Here is a 15,432-nt window from a genome sequence, read left to right on the forward strand (position 1 = left end):
GACGAGGGGGAGACCGTGACCGACCACTTCGGGCCCAGCTGTTTCGGAGTGGGACTCGCGGCGCTGGCGCGGCCGGCGTACATCACCACCGGCCGCGACGACGCCCTCGGGGCGGACCGGTCGGTGCAGGCGCTGCGCGACCGCACCGGGGAGGTGCTGGACGCGGCGTACGCGGCCGGCGTCCGGTACGTCGACGCCGCCCGTTCCTACGGCCGGGCCGAGGAGTTCCTCGCCGACTGGCTGGCCCGCCGCCCGGACGTCCACGACGCCGTCGTCGCCTCGAAGTGGGGCTACCGCTACGTCGGCGACTGGCGCCGCGACGCCGAGGTCCACGAGGTGAAGGACCACTCCGCCGCCGCGTTCACCGAGCAGCTCGCGGCGACCCGGGAGCTGCTCGGCGACCGGCTCGCGCTCCACCAGGTCCACTCGCTCATGCCCGACGATCCGCTGTTCGACGACAGGGACGCCCTGGCCGGGTTGGCCCGCCTGCGCGACGACGGCGTGCGGATCGGGTTCTCCACGTCCGGGCCGGACCAGGCCGTCACCGTGCGGCGGGCCATGACGATCCGGGCCGGGGGGACGCCGCTGTTCGCGGCCGTGCAGGCGACGTGGAACGTCCTCGAGACCTCGGTCGGCGCCGCGCTGGCCGACGCCGCCGCGGCCGGTCTGGACGTCATCGTCAAGGAGGGCCTCGCCAACGGCCGCCTCGCCCCCGGTTCCGACGACCCCGCTCCCGCCGCCGTGGCCGTGCGGGAGGTCGCGGCCCGTCACGGCGCGTCGGTTGACGCCGTCGCCCTGGCCGCGGTCCTGGCCCAGCCGTGGCGCCCGCGGGTGCTCTCCGGCGCGGTGACCGTGGACCAGCTGCGCTCCAACCTGGCGGCCGCGACGGTGGTCCTGTCCGCCGACGACCAGGCGGTGCTCACCGCGACGCCGGAACCGGCGGACCGGTACTGGCGGCAGCGGTCGCAGCGGGCCTGGAGCTGAGACGACGACGGGGCGCCGAAACCGTGTTGGATCCGGGGATCCACACGGTTTCGACGCCCCGTCGTGGCGTTCGCGGAACTCAGACCAGGTCGTACCGGTCGGCCATCATGACCTTGTCCCACGCGGCGACGAAGTCCTGCACGAACTTGTCCTTCGCGTCGTCCGTGGCGTACACCTCGGCCAGGGCGCGCAGCTCGGAGTTCGAGCCGAACACCAGGTCGTTGCGGGTGCCGGTCCAGACCACCGCGCCCGAGGCGTCGTGCGCCTCGAACGTCTCCGAGCTGTCGTCGGTCGGCTTCCACTCGATGTCCATGCTCAGTAGGTTGACGAAGAAGTCGTTCGTCAACGTGCCGGGAGCATCGGTGAACACACCCGCCTTCGAGCCGCCGGCGTTGGCGCCGAGCACCCGCAGACCGCCGACCAGCACGGTGAGCTCGGGCGCGGTCAGCGTCAGCAGGTTGGCCCGGTCCAGCAGCAGGTACTCGGCCGGGACGCGGTGGCCCTTGCCGAGCCAGTTGCGGAACCCGTCCGCCGACGGCTCGAGGGCCTCGAAGGACTCGACGTCGGTCTGCTCCTGGGTCGCGTCGGTGCGGCCCGGGGTGAACGGGACGGTGACCTCGCGACCGGCGTCCCGTGCGGCCTTCTCCACGCCGGCGGCACCGGCGAGCACGATGAGGTCGGCCAGCGAGATCTTCTTCCCGCCGGACGCCGCGGCGTCGAAGGAGGACTTGATCCCCTCGAGCGTGCGCAGCACCTGGGCGAGCTCGTCGGGCTGGTTGACCTCCCAGCCGGACTGCGGCTGCAGGCGGATGCGGGCACCGTTGGCGCCACCGCGCTTGTCACTGCCGCGGAACGTCGAGGCCGACGCCCAGGCGGTCGAGACCAGCTGCGACACCGTGAGACCGCTCGCGAGCACCTGCTCCTTGAGCGACGCGACGTCCGCGGCGTCGACCAGCGGGTGGTCGACGGCCGGCACCGGGTCCTGCCAGAGCAGTTCCTCGGAGGGGACCTCCGGGCCGAGGTAGCGCTGGATCGGGCCCATGTCGCGGTGGGTCAGCTTGTACCAGGCGCGCGCGAACTGGTCGGCGAAGTACTCGGGCTCGGCCAGGAACTTGCGGGTGATCTCCTCGTAGACCGGGTCGGCCCGCAGGGCGATGTCGCTGGTGAGCATGGTCGGCGTGCGGACCAGCTCACCGGTCTCCGGGTCGGGGATCGTGTTCGCACCCTCGCCGTTCACGGGCTTCCACTGGTGGGCACCCGCGGGGCTCTTGGTGAGCTCCCACTCGTACTTGTAGAGGTTCTCCAGATACTTCATCGTCCACTTCGTCGGCTCGGAGGTCCACGTGACCTCCAGGCCCGACGTGATGGCGTCGCGGCCCTTGCCGGAACCGAAGCTGTTCTTCCAGCCCAGGCCCTGCTGCTCCAGCGGGGCAGCCTCGGGTTCGGGGCCGACGTACTGGTTCGGGTCGGCCGCGCCGTGGGTCTTGCCGAAGGTGTGGCCACCGGCGATGAGCGCGGCGGTCTCGACGTCGTTCATCGCCATCCGCCCGAAGGTCTCGCGGATGTCGCGCGCCGAACCCAGCGGGTCGGGCTGGCCGTCGGGGCCCTCGGGGTTGACGTAGATCAGCCCCATCTGCACCGCGCCGAGCGGCTTCTCCAGCTCGCGGTCACCGGTGTAGCGCTCGTTGCCGAGCCAGGTGGTCTCGGGGCCCCAGTAGACGTCCTCCTCCGGCTCCCAGCGGTCCTCGCGGCCGCCGGCGTACCCGAAGGTCTGGAAGCCCATGCTCTCGAGCGCGACGTTGCCGGTCAGCACGATGAGGTCGGCCCAGGAGATCTTCTTGCCGTACTTCTGCTTGACCGGCCAGATGAGCCGACGCGCCTTGTCCAGGCTGGCGTTGTCCGGCCAGCTGTTGAGCGGCGCGAAACGCTGCATGCCCGCACCCGCACCGCCGCGACCGTCCTGGACGCGGTAGGTGCCGGCGCTGTGCCACGCCATGCGGACGAAGAACGGGCCGTAGTGACCGAAGTCCGCGGGCCAGAAGCCCTTGCTGTCGGTCATGACCGCGCGCAGGTCGGCCTTGACCGCCTCGAGGTCCAGGCTCTCGAACTCGCGCTTGTAGTCGAAGTCCTCGCCCATCGGGTCACGCGCCGGCGGGTTCTTCGCGAGGATGCGGAGGTCGAGACGCTTGGGCCACCAGTCGGCGTTGCCCTGGCCCTCGGCGTGCTGGTCCTGGCGGACGTGGTCCACCGGGCAGCGGCCGTCCTCCTCGTGGTTCATGTCGCCTTCGACGGCGTTGGCATCGTGCGGCACTGGTGGTCCTCTCTGTTGAAGATGCTGTGTCAGGTCGGGTCGGCCGCGCTGACCGCGGCAGTGCAGGAGGGGCACAGGCCCCAGTAGACGACCTCGGCCTCGTCGATCGTGAAGCCGTGGGTCTCGGACGCGGTGAGACACGGGGTGTCCCCGACCGCGCAGTCGACGTCGCCGATGACACCGCACGAGCGGCACACGACGTGGTGGTGGTTGTCGCCGACGCGGGCCTCGTACCGGGCGAGGGACCCGGACGGCTGGATGCGCCGCACCAGCCCCGCCTCGGTCAGTGCCCGCAGCACGTCGTACACGGCCTGGTGCGAGACCGGGCCGAGGTCGTCGCGCGCGGCGGCGATGAGGGTGTCGGTGTCGGCGTGCGGGTGGGCGTGCACGGCGCCGAGGACGGCCACCCGCGGGCGGGTCACGCGCAGCGACGCCGCGCGCAACGTGGACTCGAGTTCCACGGTGTCCGGCACGCCCCCCAGCTTGCCGTCTCTTCTTGAGTGAGTCAAGAAAGCACACCGGATCCGGGGCGAGGCCTTACCTTGACCGCGTGACCGACGCACCCGCCCGCGACCCGGCGTTCTGGGCCGCCGCCGACCGCCACCTCGTCCGCTACAGCGGCGCCGGCGGCTTCAGCCCCGAGATCATCGCCTCGGCCTCGGGCAGCTGGCTCACGACCGAGGACGGCCGTCGCATCCTCGACTTCACCTCCGGGCAGATGAGCGCGGTGCTGGGGCACTCGCACCCCGACGTCGTCGCCACCGTGCAGCGCGGCATCGCCACCCTCGACCACCTCTACAGCGGCTTGCTCAGCCGCCCGGTCGTCGAGCTCGCCGAACGGCTCGCGGCCACGCTGCCCGACCCGTTGGAGAAGGTGCTCCTGCTGTCGACCGGTGCAGAGAGCAACGAAGCCGCACTGCGCATGGCCAAGCTCGTCACGGGGCGGCACGAGGTCGTCTCGTTCGCGCGCTCCTGGCACGGCATGACCCACGCCGCGGCCAGTGCGACCTACAGCTCGGGCCGCAAGGGGTACGGGCCGGCCGCGCCCGGCAACATCGCGATCCCGACCCCCAACCCGTTCCGTCCCGACTTCACCCACCCCGACGGCACGCTCGACTGGGAGCGCCAGCTCGACCTCGCCTTCGACCTCGTCGACGCGCAGTCGGTCGGCAGCCTCGCCGCCTGCATCGTGGAGCCGATCCTGTCGTCCGGGGGAGTGATCGACCTGCCGCCGGGCTACCTCGCGGCGCTGCAGCGCAAGTGTCACGAGCGCGGGATGCTGCTGGTGCTCGACGAGGCCCAGACCGGCGTGTGCCGCACGGGTCTCTGGTACGCGTTCCAGCGCGACGGCGTGGTTCCCGACATCCTCACGCTGAGCAAGACCCTCGGCGCCGGGCTGCCCCTCGCCGCGGTGGTCACGTCCGCGGCCATCGAGGCGACGGCCCACGAGCGCGGCTACCTCTTCTTCACCACCCACGTCTCGGACCCGCTGGTCGCGCAGGTCGGCACCACGGTCCTCGACGTCATGACCCGCGACCGGCTCGACGAACGCGCCGCGGTGCTGGGGGAGCGGCTGCGGGGCAGGTTGTGGGACCTGGCCAGGGTCCACCCGGTCATCGGTGACGTCCGCGGGCGTGGGTTGCTCGTCGGCCTCGAGCTGGTCGACGACGACGACACCTCCGCCTACGGCGCCGACCGGCTCGGTGCGGCCGTGACCACCCGATGCCTCGAACTCGGGCTGCACCTCAACGTGGTCCAGCTGCCGGGGATGGGCGGGACGTTCCGCATCGCGCCGGCCCTCACCGCGTCCGAGGAGGAGATCGACCTCGGCGTCGAGCTCATCGGCCGGGCGATCGGCGACGTCACCGCGGCGCGCTGACCCGATCCTGATCCGGAGCTCACCGGACCTTGTGGTGGTGTCCGGTTCGCCCTAGGTTCCACCCATGCGTCCCCGTCGCGTCACCTGTCTGCTGGCCACCGCCGTCACGACCGCCGCCCTCGCGGTGGCCACGACCACCGGGTCCGCCACCGCCGCACCCGGGGGTCCCGGAGCCGACCCCGCCGCGCCCGCCGCGGCCCGCGACGGCGCGGTCACCGAGTACGTGGTGCTCTACAAGACGGCGAGCAGTGACGCCGGCGCCCGCGCCGCGATCGCGCGGTCCGGCGGCCGGGTCGTGGTCGAGAACGTCGGCGTCGGCTACGCCGTCGTGCAGAGCACCCGGGCCGACTTCGCCGATCGCGTCAACGCCTCCGGGGCGGTGGCCGGCACGGCCCGCGACCGGATCGTCGGCAAGACCTCGCCGTTCACCGGCAAGGACCGCGACGTCGTGGAGAAGGTCTCGACCGACCGCGGCCCGTCGGTGCGGGAACGGGTGGTGGCCGACGCCGCCGACACCAACACCGCGCTCCCGGTCGCCAAGGCCGGTTCGCCGACCTCACCCGAACCGCTCGCGAGCCTGCAGTGGGACATGCGCCGGATCGGCGCGACGCCCACGGGCTCGTACGCGACCGAGCCCGGCAAGCCCGGCGTGCGCGTCGGTGTCATCGACACCGGCATCGACGGCACCCACCCCGACATCAAGCCCAACTTCGACGCCGGACTCAGTCACAACTTCACCGTCGACATGCCGGTCATCGACGGCCCGTGCGAGGTCGAGACCTGCGTCGACCCCTCGAACGTCGACGACGACGGCCACGGCACCCACGTCGCGAGCACGATCGCCTCACCGGCCAACGGCCTCGGCATCGCGGGCGTGGCGCCGAAGGCGACGCTGGTCAACCTGCGCGCCGGGCAGGACTCCGGTTACTTCTTCCTGCAGGCCACGCTCGAGGCGCTGACCTACGCGGGCGACATCGGGGTCGACGTCGTCAACATGAGCTTCTACACCGATCCCTGGCTCTACAACTGCCTGGACAACCCGGCCGACTCCCCTGCCGAGCGCAGCGAGCAGCGGGTGGTCCGGACCGCCACCCAGCGCGCCGTCGACTACGCCCGCGCCCACGGCGTGCTGCCGGTGGCGGCCCTGGGCAACGAGGCGACCGACCTCGGCAACCCGACGTTCGACGACAGCAGCCCGGACTTCCCGGCCGGTGCGGCGCACCCGCGGGAGGTCGACAACTCCTGCCTCAACGTGCCGACCGAGACCGGCGGGGTGCTGTCGGTGAGCTCGCTCGGGCCGTCGGGCCGCAAGGCGTACTACTCCAACTACGGCACCGAGCAGACCGACCTGTCGGCCCCCGGCGGCGACGCCTACGACACCCCGGACAGCCGCCGCAACATCGCGGGCGCGGTGCTCGCCGCGTACCCGCTGCACCTCGCGCAGTCGAGCGGCGTGCTCAACCCGGACGGCACCCCGAACACGCCGTCGGTCGTGCGGGACTGCCGGGAGAGCGTCTGTGCCTACTACCAGTACCTGCAGGGCACGTCGATGGCCGCCCCGCACGCCGTCGGCGTGGCGGCGTTGGTCGTGAGCCACTACGGCACCAAGGACCGGGTGCACGGCGGGCTCACCCTGCCGCCGGCGACCACCGAGTCGATCATGGCGTCGACCGCGACCAAGACGGCCTGCCCGTCGCCGCGCGCCTACCGGTACACGCTCGTCACCACGACCGGCGCGGTGGTCACCTACGACGCGACGTGTGCCGGGCCGACCACGAAGAACGGCTTCTACGGGCGCGGCGAGATCAACGCCAACCGGGCGGTGACCTCGGGATCGGTCTGACTCTGAGCCCGCTGCGCCTCGCCCGGTCGGTTCCCCCGAAGCACGACCGGGCGAGGACGTCAGCGGCTCGGTCGCTCGACGGGCGCGCCGTGCACGCGCGCTCCGGAGCTCCCCCCGTGAACCCGACCTCGGACTGCCACCTCGGTCGGGCACCGAGCTAGTACCCAGCGCCCCTCCCGCTCAACCCCTCCCCGGGTGCCTTTCCGGTGTCGATCCCGCCGGGCGTCCGACATCCCGCAGAACGCCTGGGCCGTTCGAGGTTCGCGACCGACCGAAGATCGGTAAGGTCCCCCCGTCGCGGCACCCCGCCGCGGTCTCGCCGCTGAAGTGGGGCCGATGCTGTCCGAGTTGCCGCTCGACGTCCCGGGGCCCGCCGCCCCGGTGACGGTCGCGCGCGTCGACACCGCTCCGTCCGGTCCGCCCGACACCGGCCTGGACCCGGTCGACCTGCGCGCGCTGCAGCTGCTCGTCGTCGAGGACGACGAGGGCGACGCGTTCCTGCTCGCCGCGGCCCTGCAGGACGCCGGCATCCCCGAGGACTCCGTGCGGTGGTTCCGGACGCTGGCCGAGGGGCGCCGGGCGGTCGTCGAACGCCCCGCCGACTGCGTGCTCGTCGACCTGGGGCTCCCCGACGCGTCCGGCCTGGAGTCCGTGCGCGGCATGACCTCGACCATCGACACCGCGGTCATCGTGCTCACCGGCCTCGCCGGACAGTCTGGGCAGCCGGCGCTCGCGGCCGGCGCCCAGGACTACCTGGTCAAGGACGGCCTGCACGCCGAGGTGCTCTCCCGAGCGATCCGCTACGCGGTCGAACGCAAGCGCGTCGAGCGGGCGGCCTTCGCCCTCGAGCAGGCCCGCCTGCGCTCGACCGAGAACGCCCGCCTCGAACGCGGCCTGCTCCCGCGGCCGGTGCTCGACGGCCGCCGCATCGCCTCCGCGACGACCTACCGCGCCGGCCGCGACCACACCCTCCTCGGCGGGGACTTCTACGACATCGTGCAGCGGGCCGACGGCAGCGTGCGCGCCATCATCGGCGACGTCATGGGTCACGGCCCGGACGAAGCAGCGCTCGGGGTGCACCTGCGGGTCGCCTGGCGCGCGCTGGTCCTCGCGGGCCTGCCCGACCCGACCGTGCTCGCGACCCTCGACACCGTCCTCACCTCCGAACGGGCGGTGGGCAACCCGTTCGTCACCGTCTGCGACATCACGGTCGCCCCGGACCGCCGTTCGATGACCGTGCGCAGTGCGGGTCACCCGGCGCCGGTCGTGGTGTCGGACGGGGGAGTGGCCTGGCAGCCGGATCTGCACGTCATGCCACCGCTCGGGATCGCCCGCGCGGTGGTGCCGGCGGTCGACACCGTGGTCCCCCTCGGGGCGGCCTGGCAGGTCATGCTCTACACCGACGGCCTGCTCGACAGTTTCCGCGACCACGTGGACGTCACCGACATCGGCTTCAGTGGGCTGCTCGCCGCGGCCACGGCGGCCGCGCACCGCGACCCGCAGGTCTGGCTGTCCGGGGTGGTGGCGCGCGCGCCCCGGGTCGTCACGGACGACATGGCGGTCGTCGCGTTGGCGACCACCGCGGACCCGTCGTGACCGACCTCGCGGAACGGCCGGCCACCGCACCGGTTCCCGCGACCGCCCCGGCGCCCGCACCGGCGGGCCCGGCTCCGGCCCTGGTCGCCGCCGACCGGCCGCCGATCCGCTCGGCCCGGCGGGGCATCTCGCTGCGCCGGTCGACCAACTGGGGCTTCGCCCTGTTCACCCTGGTCAAGCTCGCGGCCGTGGCCGGCATCGCGGTCGCGCTGGCCGCGTTGACCTCCGCGGTCGACGCCCAGAACGACCACATCGGGCCGGCCGTCATCCGCGCGTCGAACATCAACGCCGCCCTGCTCGACCAGGAGACCGGCGCGCGCGGGTACGCGCTGAGCGGTGACAACTCCTACCTGCAGCCCTACTCCGACGGCCTGGTCGCGATGGGCACCGCGGTGGCCCAGCTGCGGGGCTACCTGCGGCCCGCGGACACCGCCGCCGCGGCCGAGCTCACCGAGCTGCTCGCCGCCGCGGACACCTGGCGCAGCGACTTCGCCGAGCCGCTCATCGACGCCACCCGTGCGGGCGACCGGGAGGCCGTCCAGGAGCTGCTGCGGGGTCCGAACACGCGCGGCAAGGAGCTGTTCGACGACGTCCGCGCCCGCTACGCCAGCCTCTCCGCCGTCCTCGTCGCCGCGCGGACCGAGGCGGTCGACCAGGTGCACAGTGCCGTGCAGTGGCTGATCGTCGCGGTGGCGGTCGGGTTCGGTGTCGTGGTCGTGGCCTCGACGGCGGTGTTCGCCGGCATCCGGCGCCGCGTCATCACCCCGCTGTTCCGCATCGCCGCGGCCAGTCGGCGGGTCAGTGACGGCGACCTGGCCCACGAGGTGACCGGCGGCGGTCCGGCGGAGATCGACGACGTCGCGCGCGACGTCGAGGCCATGCGCCGGCGCATCGTCGGCGAACTGGCCGAGGTCGAGAACGCCCGCACGCGGCTCGAGCTCAGTGCCGCCTCGCTCGCCCGCTCCAACGCCGACCTCGAGCAGTTCGCCTACGTCGCCTCGCACGACCTGCAGGAACCGTTGCGCAAGGTGTCGAACTTCTGCCAGCTGCTCGAACGGCAGTACGGCGAGCAGCTCGACGACCGCGCCGGGCAGTACATCCACTTCGCGGTCGACGGCGCGAAGCGCATGCAGGCGCTCATCAACGACCTGCTCTCGTTCTCCCGGGTCGGCCGCAACACCGACAGCTTCGTCGACGTCCCGCTCGCCGACGTCGTGCGCGAGGCGCTGGACAACCTGGCCGGACCGCTGCAGGAGACCGGTGGGCTCGTCGACGTCGCCCCCGACCTGCCGACCGTGCCGGGCGACCGCACGTTGCTCGTGACCCTCGTGCAGAACCTCGTCGGCAACGCGCTGAAGTACCACGGCGAGCAGGTGCCGCGGGTCGAGATCACCGCCGAGCGCCGGCTCATGAACCAGCCGGCCGGGGTCGACGCACCGCCGCGTCACGAGTGGGTGATCGGCGTGGCGGACAACGGGATCGGCATCGAGCCGCAGTACGCGCAACGCATCTTCGTCATCTTCCAGCGGCTGCACCTACGGGACAGCTACGGTGGCACGGGAATCGGCCTGGCCGTGAGCAAGAAGATCGTGGAGTTCCACGGCGGCACGATCTGGCTGGACCCGCCGGGCTCCGGCACCGGAGCCCGCTTCTGCTTCACCCTCCCCGAAGGAACCACCCCATGACGCTCTCCCGTTCCACGGCCGCCCTCGAGGTGCTGCTGGTGGAGGACGACCCGGGTGACGTCGTCATCGCCGAGGAGGCGCTGCGCGCCGGCAAGGTCGCGAGCAACCTGCACGTCGTCAACGACGGGGTGGAGGCGCTGCAGTTCCTGCGCCGCGAGGGTGCGTACACGGACGCCCCGAAGCCCGATCTGATCCTGCTCGACCTCAACCTGCCGCGCATGGGCGGCCACGAGGTGCTCGAGCACGTCAAGGCCGACACCGACCTGCGCCGCATCCCGATCGTCGTGCTGACGACCTCGCAGGCCGGCGAGGACATCGTGCGCAGTTACGACCTCTACGCCAACGCGTACGTCAGCAAGCCCGTGGACTTCGACGACTTCGCCGAGGTCGTGAAGTCGATCGACGAGTTCTTCGCGACCGTCGCCCGGCTGCCCCCGACCTGAGTCGGGAGCGGCCGGGAGCTCAGCGCCGGCGGCGCAGCAGGACGAAGGCGACGACCGCCACGACGATCCCCGCCACCAGCGGCACGACCCGCTTGGCGACGGCCGGTCCGGCCGAGGCCATGAGGTCGATGGGTTCCGCCGCGGCCACCGGGGCGACCTTGCGGGGGCCGGTGGCGGCGGGTGCCGGCGTTGCTCCGGCCGCGGCGTGCTTCGGTGCGGTCGCCGCGGTCGGCGTCGGTGCCGCCGCCGCGCCGGCCGTGGCCGTCGAGGTGGCGGTGGAGGTCGACTCCGCGACCGGCGCGCTGGTCTCGGCCGGACCCGCCTGCTCCGGGGCGGGCGCGGGTTCGGCCGGGACCTCGTCCGCGCTGAGCTTGCCGGCGAGGCAGTCGGCGAACTGCCCGATCAGCTTGTTGCCGACGTCGACCATGACGCCGCGGCCGAACTGCGCGGGCTTGCCGGTGATCGCGAGGTCGGTCGAGACGACCACCTTGGTCGCGGTGTCGCCGTCGGCCTCGAGGGTCGCGGTGACCTTGGCGTTGGCCGTGCCGTTGCCGCGGGCGTCACGACCCTGGGCGTCGATGACCGCCCGGTGGGCCGTCTCGTCCTTCTCGACGAACGAGGCTTTCCCCTTGTAGGTCAGACCGATCGGACCCAGCTTGACCTTGACCGTGCCGGTGAAGGCGTCACCGTCGACGGTGTCGAGTGCCGCGCCCGGCATGCAAGGCGCGATCGTCTCGACGTCGAGCAGCACCTCCCAGGCCCGGTCGATGCCGACGGGGACGGTGAACGAGTGCTCCAGCTCCACAGGTGCGACCCTAGCGCCGTCTACAGACCGGCGGCGGTGACCACCGCGCGCTGGGTGAGCGTCTGGACCAACGCGTTGCGGTAGTCTGCCGCGCCGTTGAGGTCGCTCGGTGCGCTGGTCCCCTCGACGGCATGAGCTGCCGCCGCCTTGACGGCCTCCACCGACGCGTCGGCGCCGACCAGGGCGCTCTCGACCGCTGCAGCACGCAACGGTGTCGAGCCCATGTTGGTCAGCCCGATGCGGGCTTCGGCGATCGACCCGTTCTGCCGCTTCACCACGGCCGCGACCGCGACGATCGACCAGGCCTGCGCGACCCGGTTGAACTTCTCGTAGTGGCTGGTCCAGCCCTCGCCGAGCTTGGGTACCCGGATCGCGGTGAGCACCTCGTCGGGCGCGAGCGAGGACGTGAGGTAGTCGAGGAAGAACTCCGACGCCGGGATGGTCCGCGCCCCGTTCGGGCCGTTCGCCACCAGTTCGACACCGAGCGCGAGTGCGACCGCCCCGAGGTCACCCGCGGGGTCGGCGTGGGCGAGGGCCCCACCGAACGTCCCGCGGTGACGGACCTGCGGGTCCGCGACGGTGGCGGTCGCCTGGGCGATGAGCGGGGCGTGCTCCTTGACCAGCGCGTCGTTCATGACGTCGTGGTGGGTGGTCATGGCGCCGATGACGATGGCGTCGACGTCGTCGCGGACACCGCGCATCTCCGGCACCCGGCCGACGTCGACGACGGTCTCGGGATAGGACATCCGCAGCCGGAGGACCGGCAGCAACGACTGACCGCCGGCGAGGATCTTGCCGTCCTCCCCGGCCGCGGCGACCGCCGCGACGGCCTCCTCGATGGACGTGGGACGCGCGTAGTCGAACGCTGCGGGGATCACAGCTGGTCTCCCGTCGATCCGTCACTACTGGTGGTGGACGCGCCGCCGTAGGCGTTGGTGCCCTCGGCCGCGCGGTCGGACTTCTCCTTGCCCTGGTGGATCGCCCGCCACACCCGCTCGGGGGTCGCCGGCATCTGGATGTCGTTGACCCCGTAGGGGCGCAGGACGTCGACCACGGCGTTGATGATCGCCGGGGTCGAGGCGATGCAGCCGGCCTCGCCGACACCCTTGACCCCGAGGGGGTTGGTGGTGGACGGCGTGGTGGTGCGATCGATGTCGAAGCTCGGCAGGTCCATCGCCGACGGCAGCAGGTAGTCGACGAACGTGCCGGTGGTGAGGTTGCCGTCGGCGTCGAAGACCGCCTCCTCGTAGAGAGCCTGCGCGATGCCCTGCGCGAGCCCGCCGTGGATCTGGCCGTCGGCGATGAGCGGGTTGATCACCACGCCGATGTCGTCGACGCAGACGTACTTGCGCAGCTTTGTGAAGCCGGTCTCGGTGTCGATCTCCACCGCGGCGAGGTGCGTGCCGTGCGGGAACGAGAAGTTCTCCGGGTCGTAGGTCGCGCTGGAGTCCAGGGTCGGCTCCATGCCGTCGGGCAGGTTGTGCGCCATGAAGGTCGCGAACGCGACCTCCTGGATCGAGGTGGCCGCACCCGGCGAGCCCTTGACGGTGAACGACCCGTTCGCGAAGTCGAGGTCGTCCTCGTTGGCCTCCATGAGGTGCGCGGCGACACGCTTGGCCTTCTCGATGACCTTGTCGGCCGCCATGACGATCGCGGGGCCACCGACCGGCAGCGAGCGCGACCCGTAGGTGTCGAGACCCTTGGGCGAACTCGCGGTGTCGCCGTGGATGACGCTGACGTCCTCGAAGGCGACGCCGAGCTTGTCGGCGACGATCTGGCTGAAGGCCGTCTCGTGGCCCTGGCCGTGCGCCGAGGCGCCGGTGACCAGTTCGACCTTGCCGGTGGCGAGCATCCGGATGGACGCCGTCTCCCAGCCGCCCGCGCCGTAGTCCAGCGAGCCGAGCACGCGCGACGGTGCGAGGCCGCACATCTCGGTGAACGTGGAGATGCCGAGCCCGAGTTGAACGGTGTCACCCTCGGCGCGGCGACGGTCACGCTCGGCCTTGAGGGCGTCCCAGTCCATCATCTCGAGGGCCTTGGCCGTGGCGGCCTCGTAGTTGCCGACGTCGTAGGTCAGGCCCGCGACGGTCGTGAACGGGAACTCCTCGTGGGTGATCCAGTTCTTCTGCCGCAGCTCCATCGGGTCCATGTCGAGCTCGTGGGCGAGCTCGTCCATGATCCGTTCGATGGCGTACGTGGCCTCCGGGCGGCCGGCACCGCGGTAGGCGTCGGTGGGGGTCTTGGTGGTGAAGATGCCGTCACAGACGAACCGGTACGCCGGCACCTTGTAGATCGCCGGGAACATGAACGCACCCAGCACCGGCACACCCGGGCCGACCAGGCGCAGGTACGCACCCATGTCGGCGAGCAGGTGGACGTCGAGGCCGGTGACCGTGCCGTCGCGCTTGGCCGTGATGGTGATGTTCTGGATCTGGTCGCGGCCGTGGTGCGCGGCCATGAGCGACTCGGACCGCGACTCGGTGTACTTCGCGGGCTTGCCGAGCTTGCGGGCGACCATCGTGGTGATGATCTCCTCGGGCGTGACGGGGATCTTGCCGCCGAAGCCGCCGCCGACGTCGGGCGCGATCACCCGTACCTGCTGCTCCTCGATGCCCAGCGTCAGGGCCATCATCGTGCGCAGGATGTGGGGGATCTGCGTGGACGACCAGATCGTCACGCCGTTGCCGACCGGCTGCACCACGGTGGAGCGGGGCTCCATGAACGCGGGGACCAGTCGCTGCTGGATGAACTGCCGGCTCACCGTGACCTCGGCCGAGGACAGCGCCTCGTCGATGGAGCCGCCGGTCCCGGCCGCGCCGGACTCGAAGGCCCACGTGTAGCTCTTGTTGCTCTGGGTGTTCGGGTGCACCAGGGGCGAGCCCTCGGTGACCGCTTCCTCCATGTTGAGCACGGCGGGCAGCGGCTCGTACTCGACGTCGACGCCCTCCAGGGCGTCCTGGGCTGAGGTCTTGTCGCGGCCGACGACGATGGCCACGACCTCGCCGACGTGGTTGACCTGGTCGACGGCGATGCTCGGCGCGCCCGGGTTCACCATGTCCTTGGTGACCGGCCACGCGCAGGGCACGTTGCCCTGGACGTCCTTGAAGTCCTGGCCGGTGTAGACCGCGATGACGCCCGGACGGGTCTTGGCCTCGGTGGTGTCGACCGAGACGATCCTGGCGTGCGCCATCGGGCTGCGGAGCAGCGCGATGTGGAGCATGCCCGGCAGGGTCATGTTGTCGGTCCAGGTGGTGGCACCGGTGATGAGGTGCCGGTCCTCCTTGCGCGTGCGGGCGGCGCCGATCTGCGCGCCTCCGGCCGGTGCGTCGACGACGTCGGTCATGCCGAGACCTCCGAGTTGCTCATCTTGGTGGCGGCGTCACCGATGGCCGCGACGATGTTCTGGTAGCCGGTGCAGCGGCAGAGGTTGCCCTCGATGCCCTCGCGGATCTCGGCCTCGGACGGGTTCGGGTTGTTCTTGAGCAGGTCGCAGGCGGCCATGATCATCCCGGGGGTGCAGTAGCCGCACTGCAGGCCGTGCTTGTCGTGGAAGGACTGCTGGACGGGGTGCAGCCCGTTCTCGTTGGGGGCGGTGTCGGCGAGCCCCTCGATGGTGAGCACCTCGGCGTCGTCGGCCTGGACCGCGAGCACCGAGCAGCTCTTCACGCTCTGGCCGTCGAGGTGGACGGTGCAGGCGCCGCAGTTGCTCGTGTCGCAGCCGACGACCGTGCCGACCTTGCCGAGCCGTTCGCGCAGGTAGTGGACGAGCAGCAGGCGGGGTTCGACCTCGTCGGAGTACGCGACCCCGTCGACGGTGACGTTGATCCGAGTCATGTGCTCACCATCACCCGCCGGTGGCGGGTGAGGACACCCTTACTGCGAGGTC

General features: G+C 71.8%; 12 protein-coding genes. 6 read left to right on the forward strand and 6 right to left on the reverse strand.

The genetic code is table 11. From position 1 onward, the window contains the following. Positions 1-15 precede the first annotated feature (15 nt). Positions 16-984, forward strand: a complete 969-nt coding sequence (locus tag ACXR2U_RS11985) for an aldo/keto reductase (protein WP_458825249.1) — start codon at positions 16-18, stop codon at positions 982-984. Positions 985-1,063: 79 nt separating this feature from the next. On the opposite strand, the gene katG is transcribed toward ACXR2U_RS11985, so the two are convergent. Together katG and ACXR2U_RS11995 are read right to left on the reverse strand one after the other, a co-directional pair. After that, positions 1,064-3,262: a catalase/peroxidase HPI gene (gene katG / locus ACXR2U_RS11990; RefSeq protein WP_458825305.1), complete on the reverse strand. Its 2,199-nt coding sequence runs from the start codon at positions 3,260-3,262 to the stop codon at positions 1,064-1,066. 62 nt (positions 3,263-3,324) lie between these two features. Further along, positions 3,325-3,768 carry a Fur family transcriptional regulator gene (locus ACXR2U_RS11995; protein WP_458825250.1) on the reverse strand — a complete coding sequence of 148 codons (444 nt, stop codon included), beginning with the start codon at positions 3,766-3,768 and terminating at the stop codon, positions 3,325-3,327. Between the two features lie 77 nt (positions 3,769-3,845). On the opposite strand from ACXR2U_RS11995, the gene ACXR2U_RS12000 reads away from it, so the two are divergent. From ACXR2U_RS12000 to ACXR2U_RS12020, 5 genes are all read left to right on the forward strand, one after another. After that, positions 3,846-5,174: an aspartate aminotransferase family protein gene (locus tag ACXR2U_RS12000; RefSeq protein ID WP_458825251.1), complete on the forward strand. Its 1,329-nt coding sequence runs from the start codon at positions 3,846-3,848 to the stop codon at positions 5,172-5,174. A gap of 64 nt (positions 5,175-5,238) precedes the next feature. After that, positions 5,239-7,017, forward strand: a complete 1,779-nt coding sequence (locus ACXR2U_RS12005; protein WP_458825252.1) for a S8 family peptidase — start codon at positions 5,239-5,241, stop codon at positions 7,015-7,017. Positions 7,018-7,353: 336 nt separating this feature from the next. Continuing rightward, positions 7,354-8,613 (forward strand): PP2C family protein-serine/threonine phosphatase, encoded by a 1,260-nt coding sequence (locus tag ACXR2U_RS12010; RefSeq protein ID WP_458825253.1) that lies wholly within the window; start codon positions 7,354-7,356, stop codon positions 8,611-8,613. Beyond that, a complete protein-coding gene (locus ACXR2U_RS12015) occupies positions 8,610-10,298 on the forward strand; it encodes a sensor histidine kinase (protein ID WP_458825254.1) in 1,689 nt (562 codons plus the stop codon). Before ACXR2U_RS12010 ends, ACXR2U_RS12015 begins: the two co-directional genes overlap by 4 nt. Then, the gene (locus ACXR2U_RS12020) at positions 10,295-10,741 is read left to right on the forward strand and encodes a response regulator (RefSeq protein ID WP_458825255.1); all 447 of its coding nucleotides are present in this window, start codon (positions 10,295-10,297) and stop codon (positions 10,739-10,741) included. The genes ACXR2U_RS12015 and ACXR2U_RS12020 overlap by 4 nt, the downstream gene beginning before the upstream one ends. Positions 10,742-10,760: 19 nt before the next feature. Here the strand turns inward: ACXR2U_RS12020 and ACXR2U_RS12025 are convergent, their stop codons facing one another. From ACXR2U_RS12025 to ACXR2U_RS12040, 4 genes are read right to left on the reverse strand one after another with little or no spacing between them, the layout of a single operon-like run. Beyond that, on the reverse strand, positions 10,761-11,546 hold the full coding sequence (locus ACXR2U_RS12025; protein ID WP_458825256.1) for an SRPBCC family protein: 786 nt from the start codon (positions 11,544-11,546) through the stop codon (positions 10,761-10,763). 20 nt (positions 11,547-11,566) lie between these two features. Continuing rightward, positions 11,567-12,424: an FAD binding domain-containing protein gene (locus ACXR2U_RS12030; protein WP_458825257.1), complete on the reverse strand. Its 858-nt coding sequence runs from the start codon at positions 12,422-12,424 to the stop codon at positions 11,567-11,569. After that, complete coding sequence (locus tag ACXR2U_RS12035) at positions 12,421-14,889, reverse strand: xanthine dehydrogenase family protein molybdopterin-binding subunit (protein ID WP_458825258.1); 2,469 nt, start codon at positions 14,887-14,889, stop codon at positions 12,421-12,423. Before ACXR2U_RS12035 ends, ACXR2U_RS12030 begins: the two co-directional genes overlap by 4 nt. Continuing rightward, the gene (locus ACXR2U_RS12040; protein WP_458825259.1) at positions 14,886-15,380 is read right to left on the reverse strand and encodes a (2Fe-2S)-binding protein; all 495 of its coding nucleotides are present in this window, start codon (positions 15,378-15,380) and stop codon (positions 14,886-14,888) included. The genes ACXR2U_RS12035 and ACXR2U_RS12040 overlap by 4 nt, the downstream gene beginning before the upstream one ends. Positions 15,381-15,432: the final 52 nt, after the last annotated feature.

The organism is Jatrophihabitans sp. YIM 134969 (assembly GCF_054456675.1).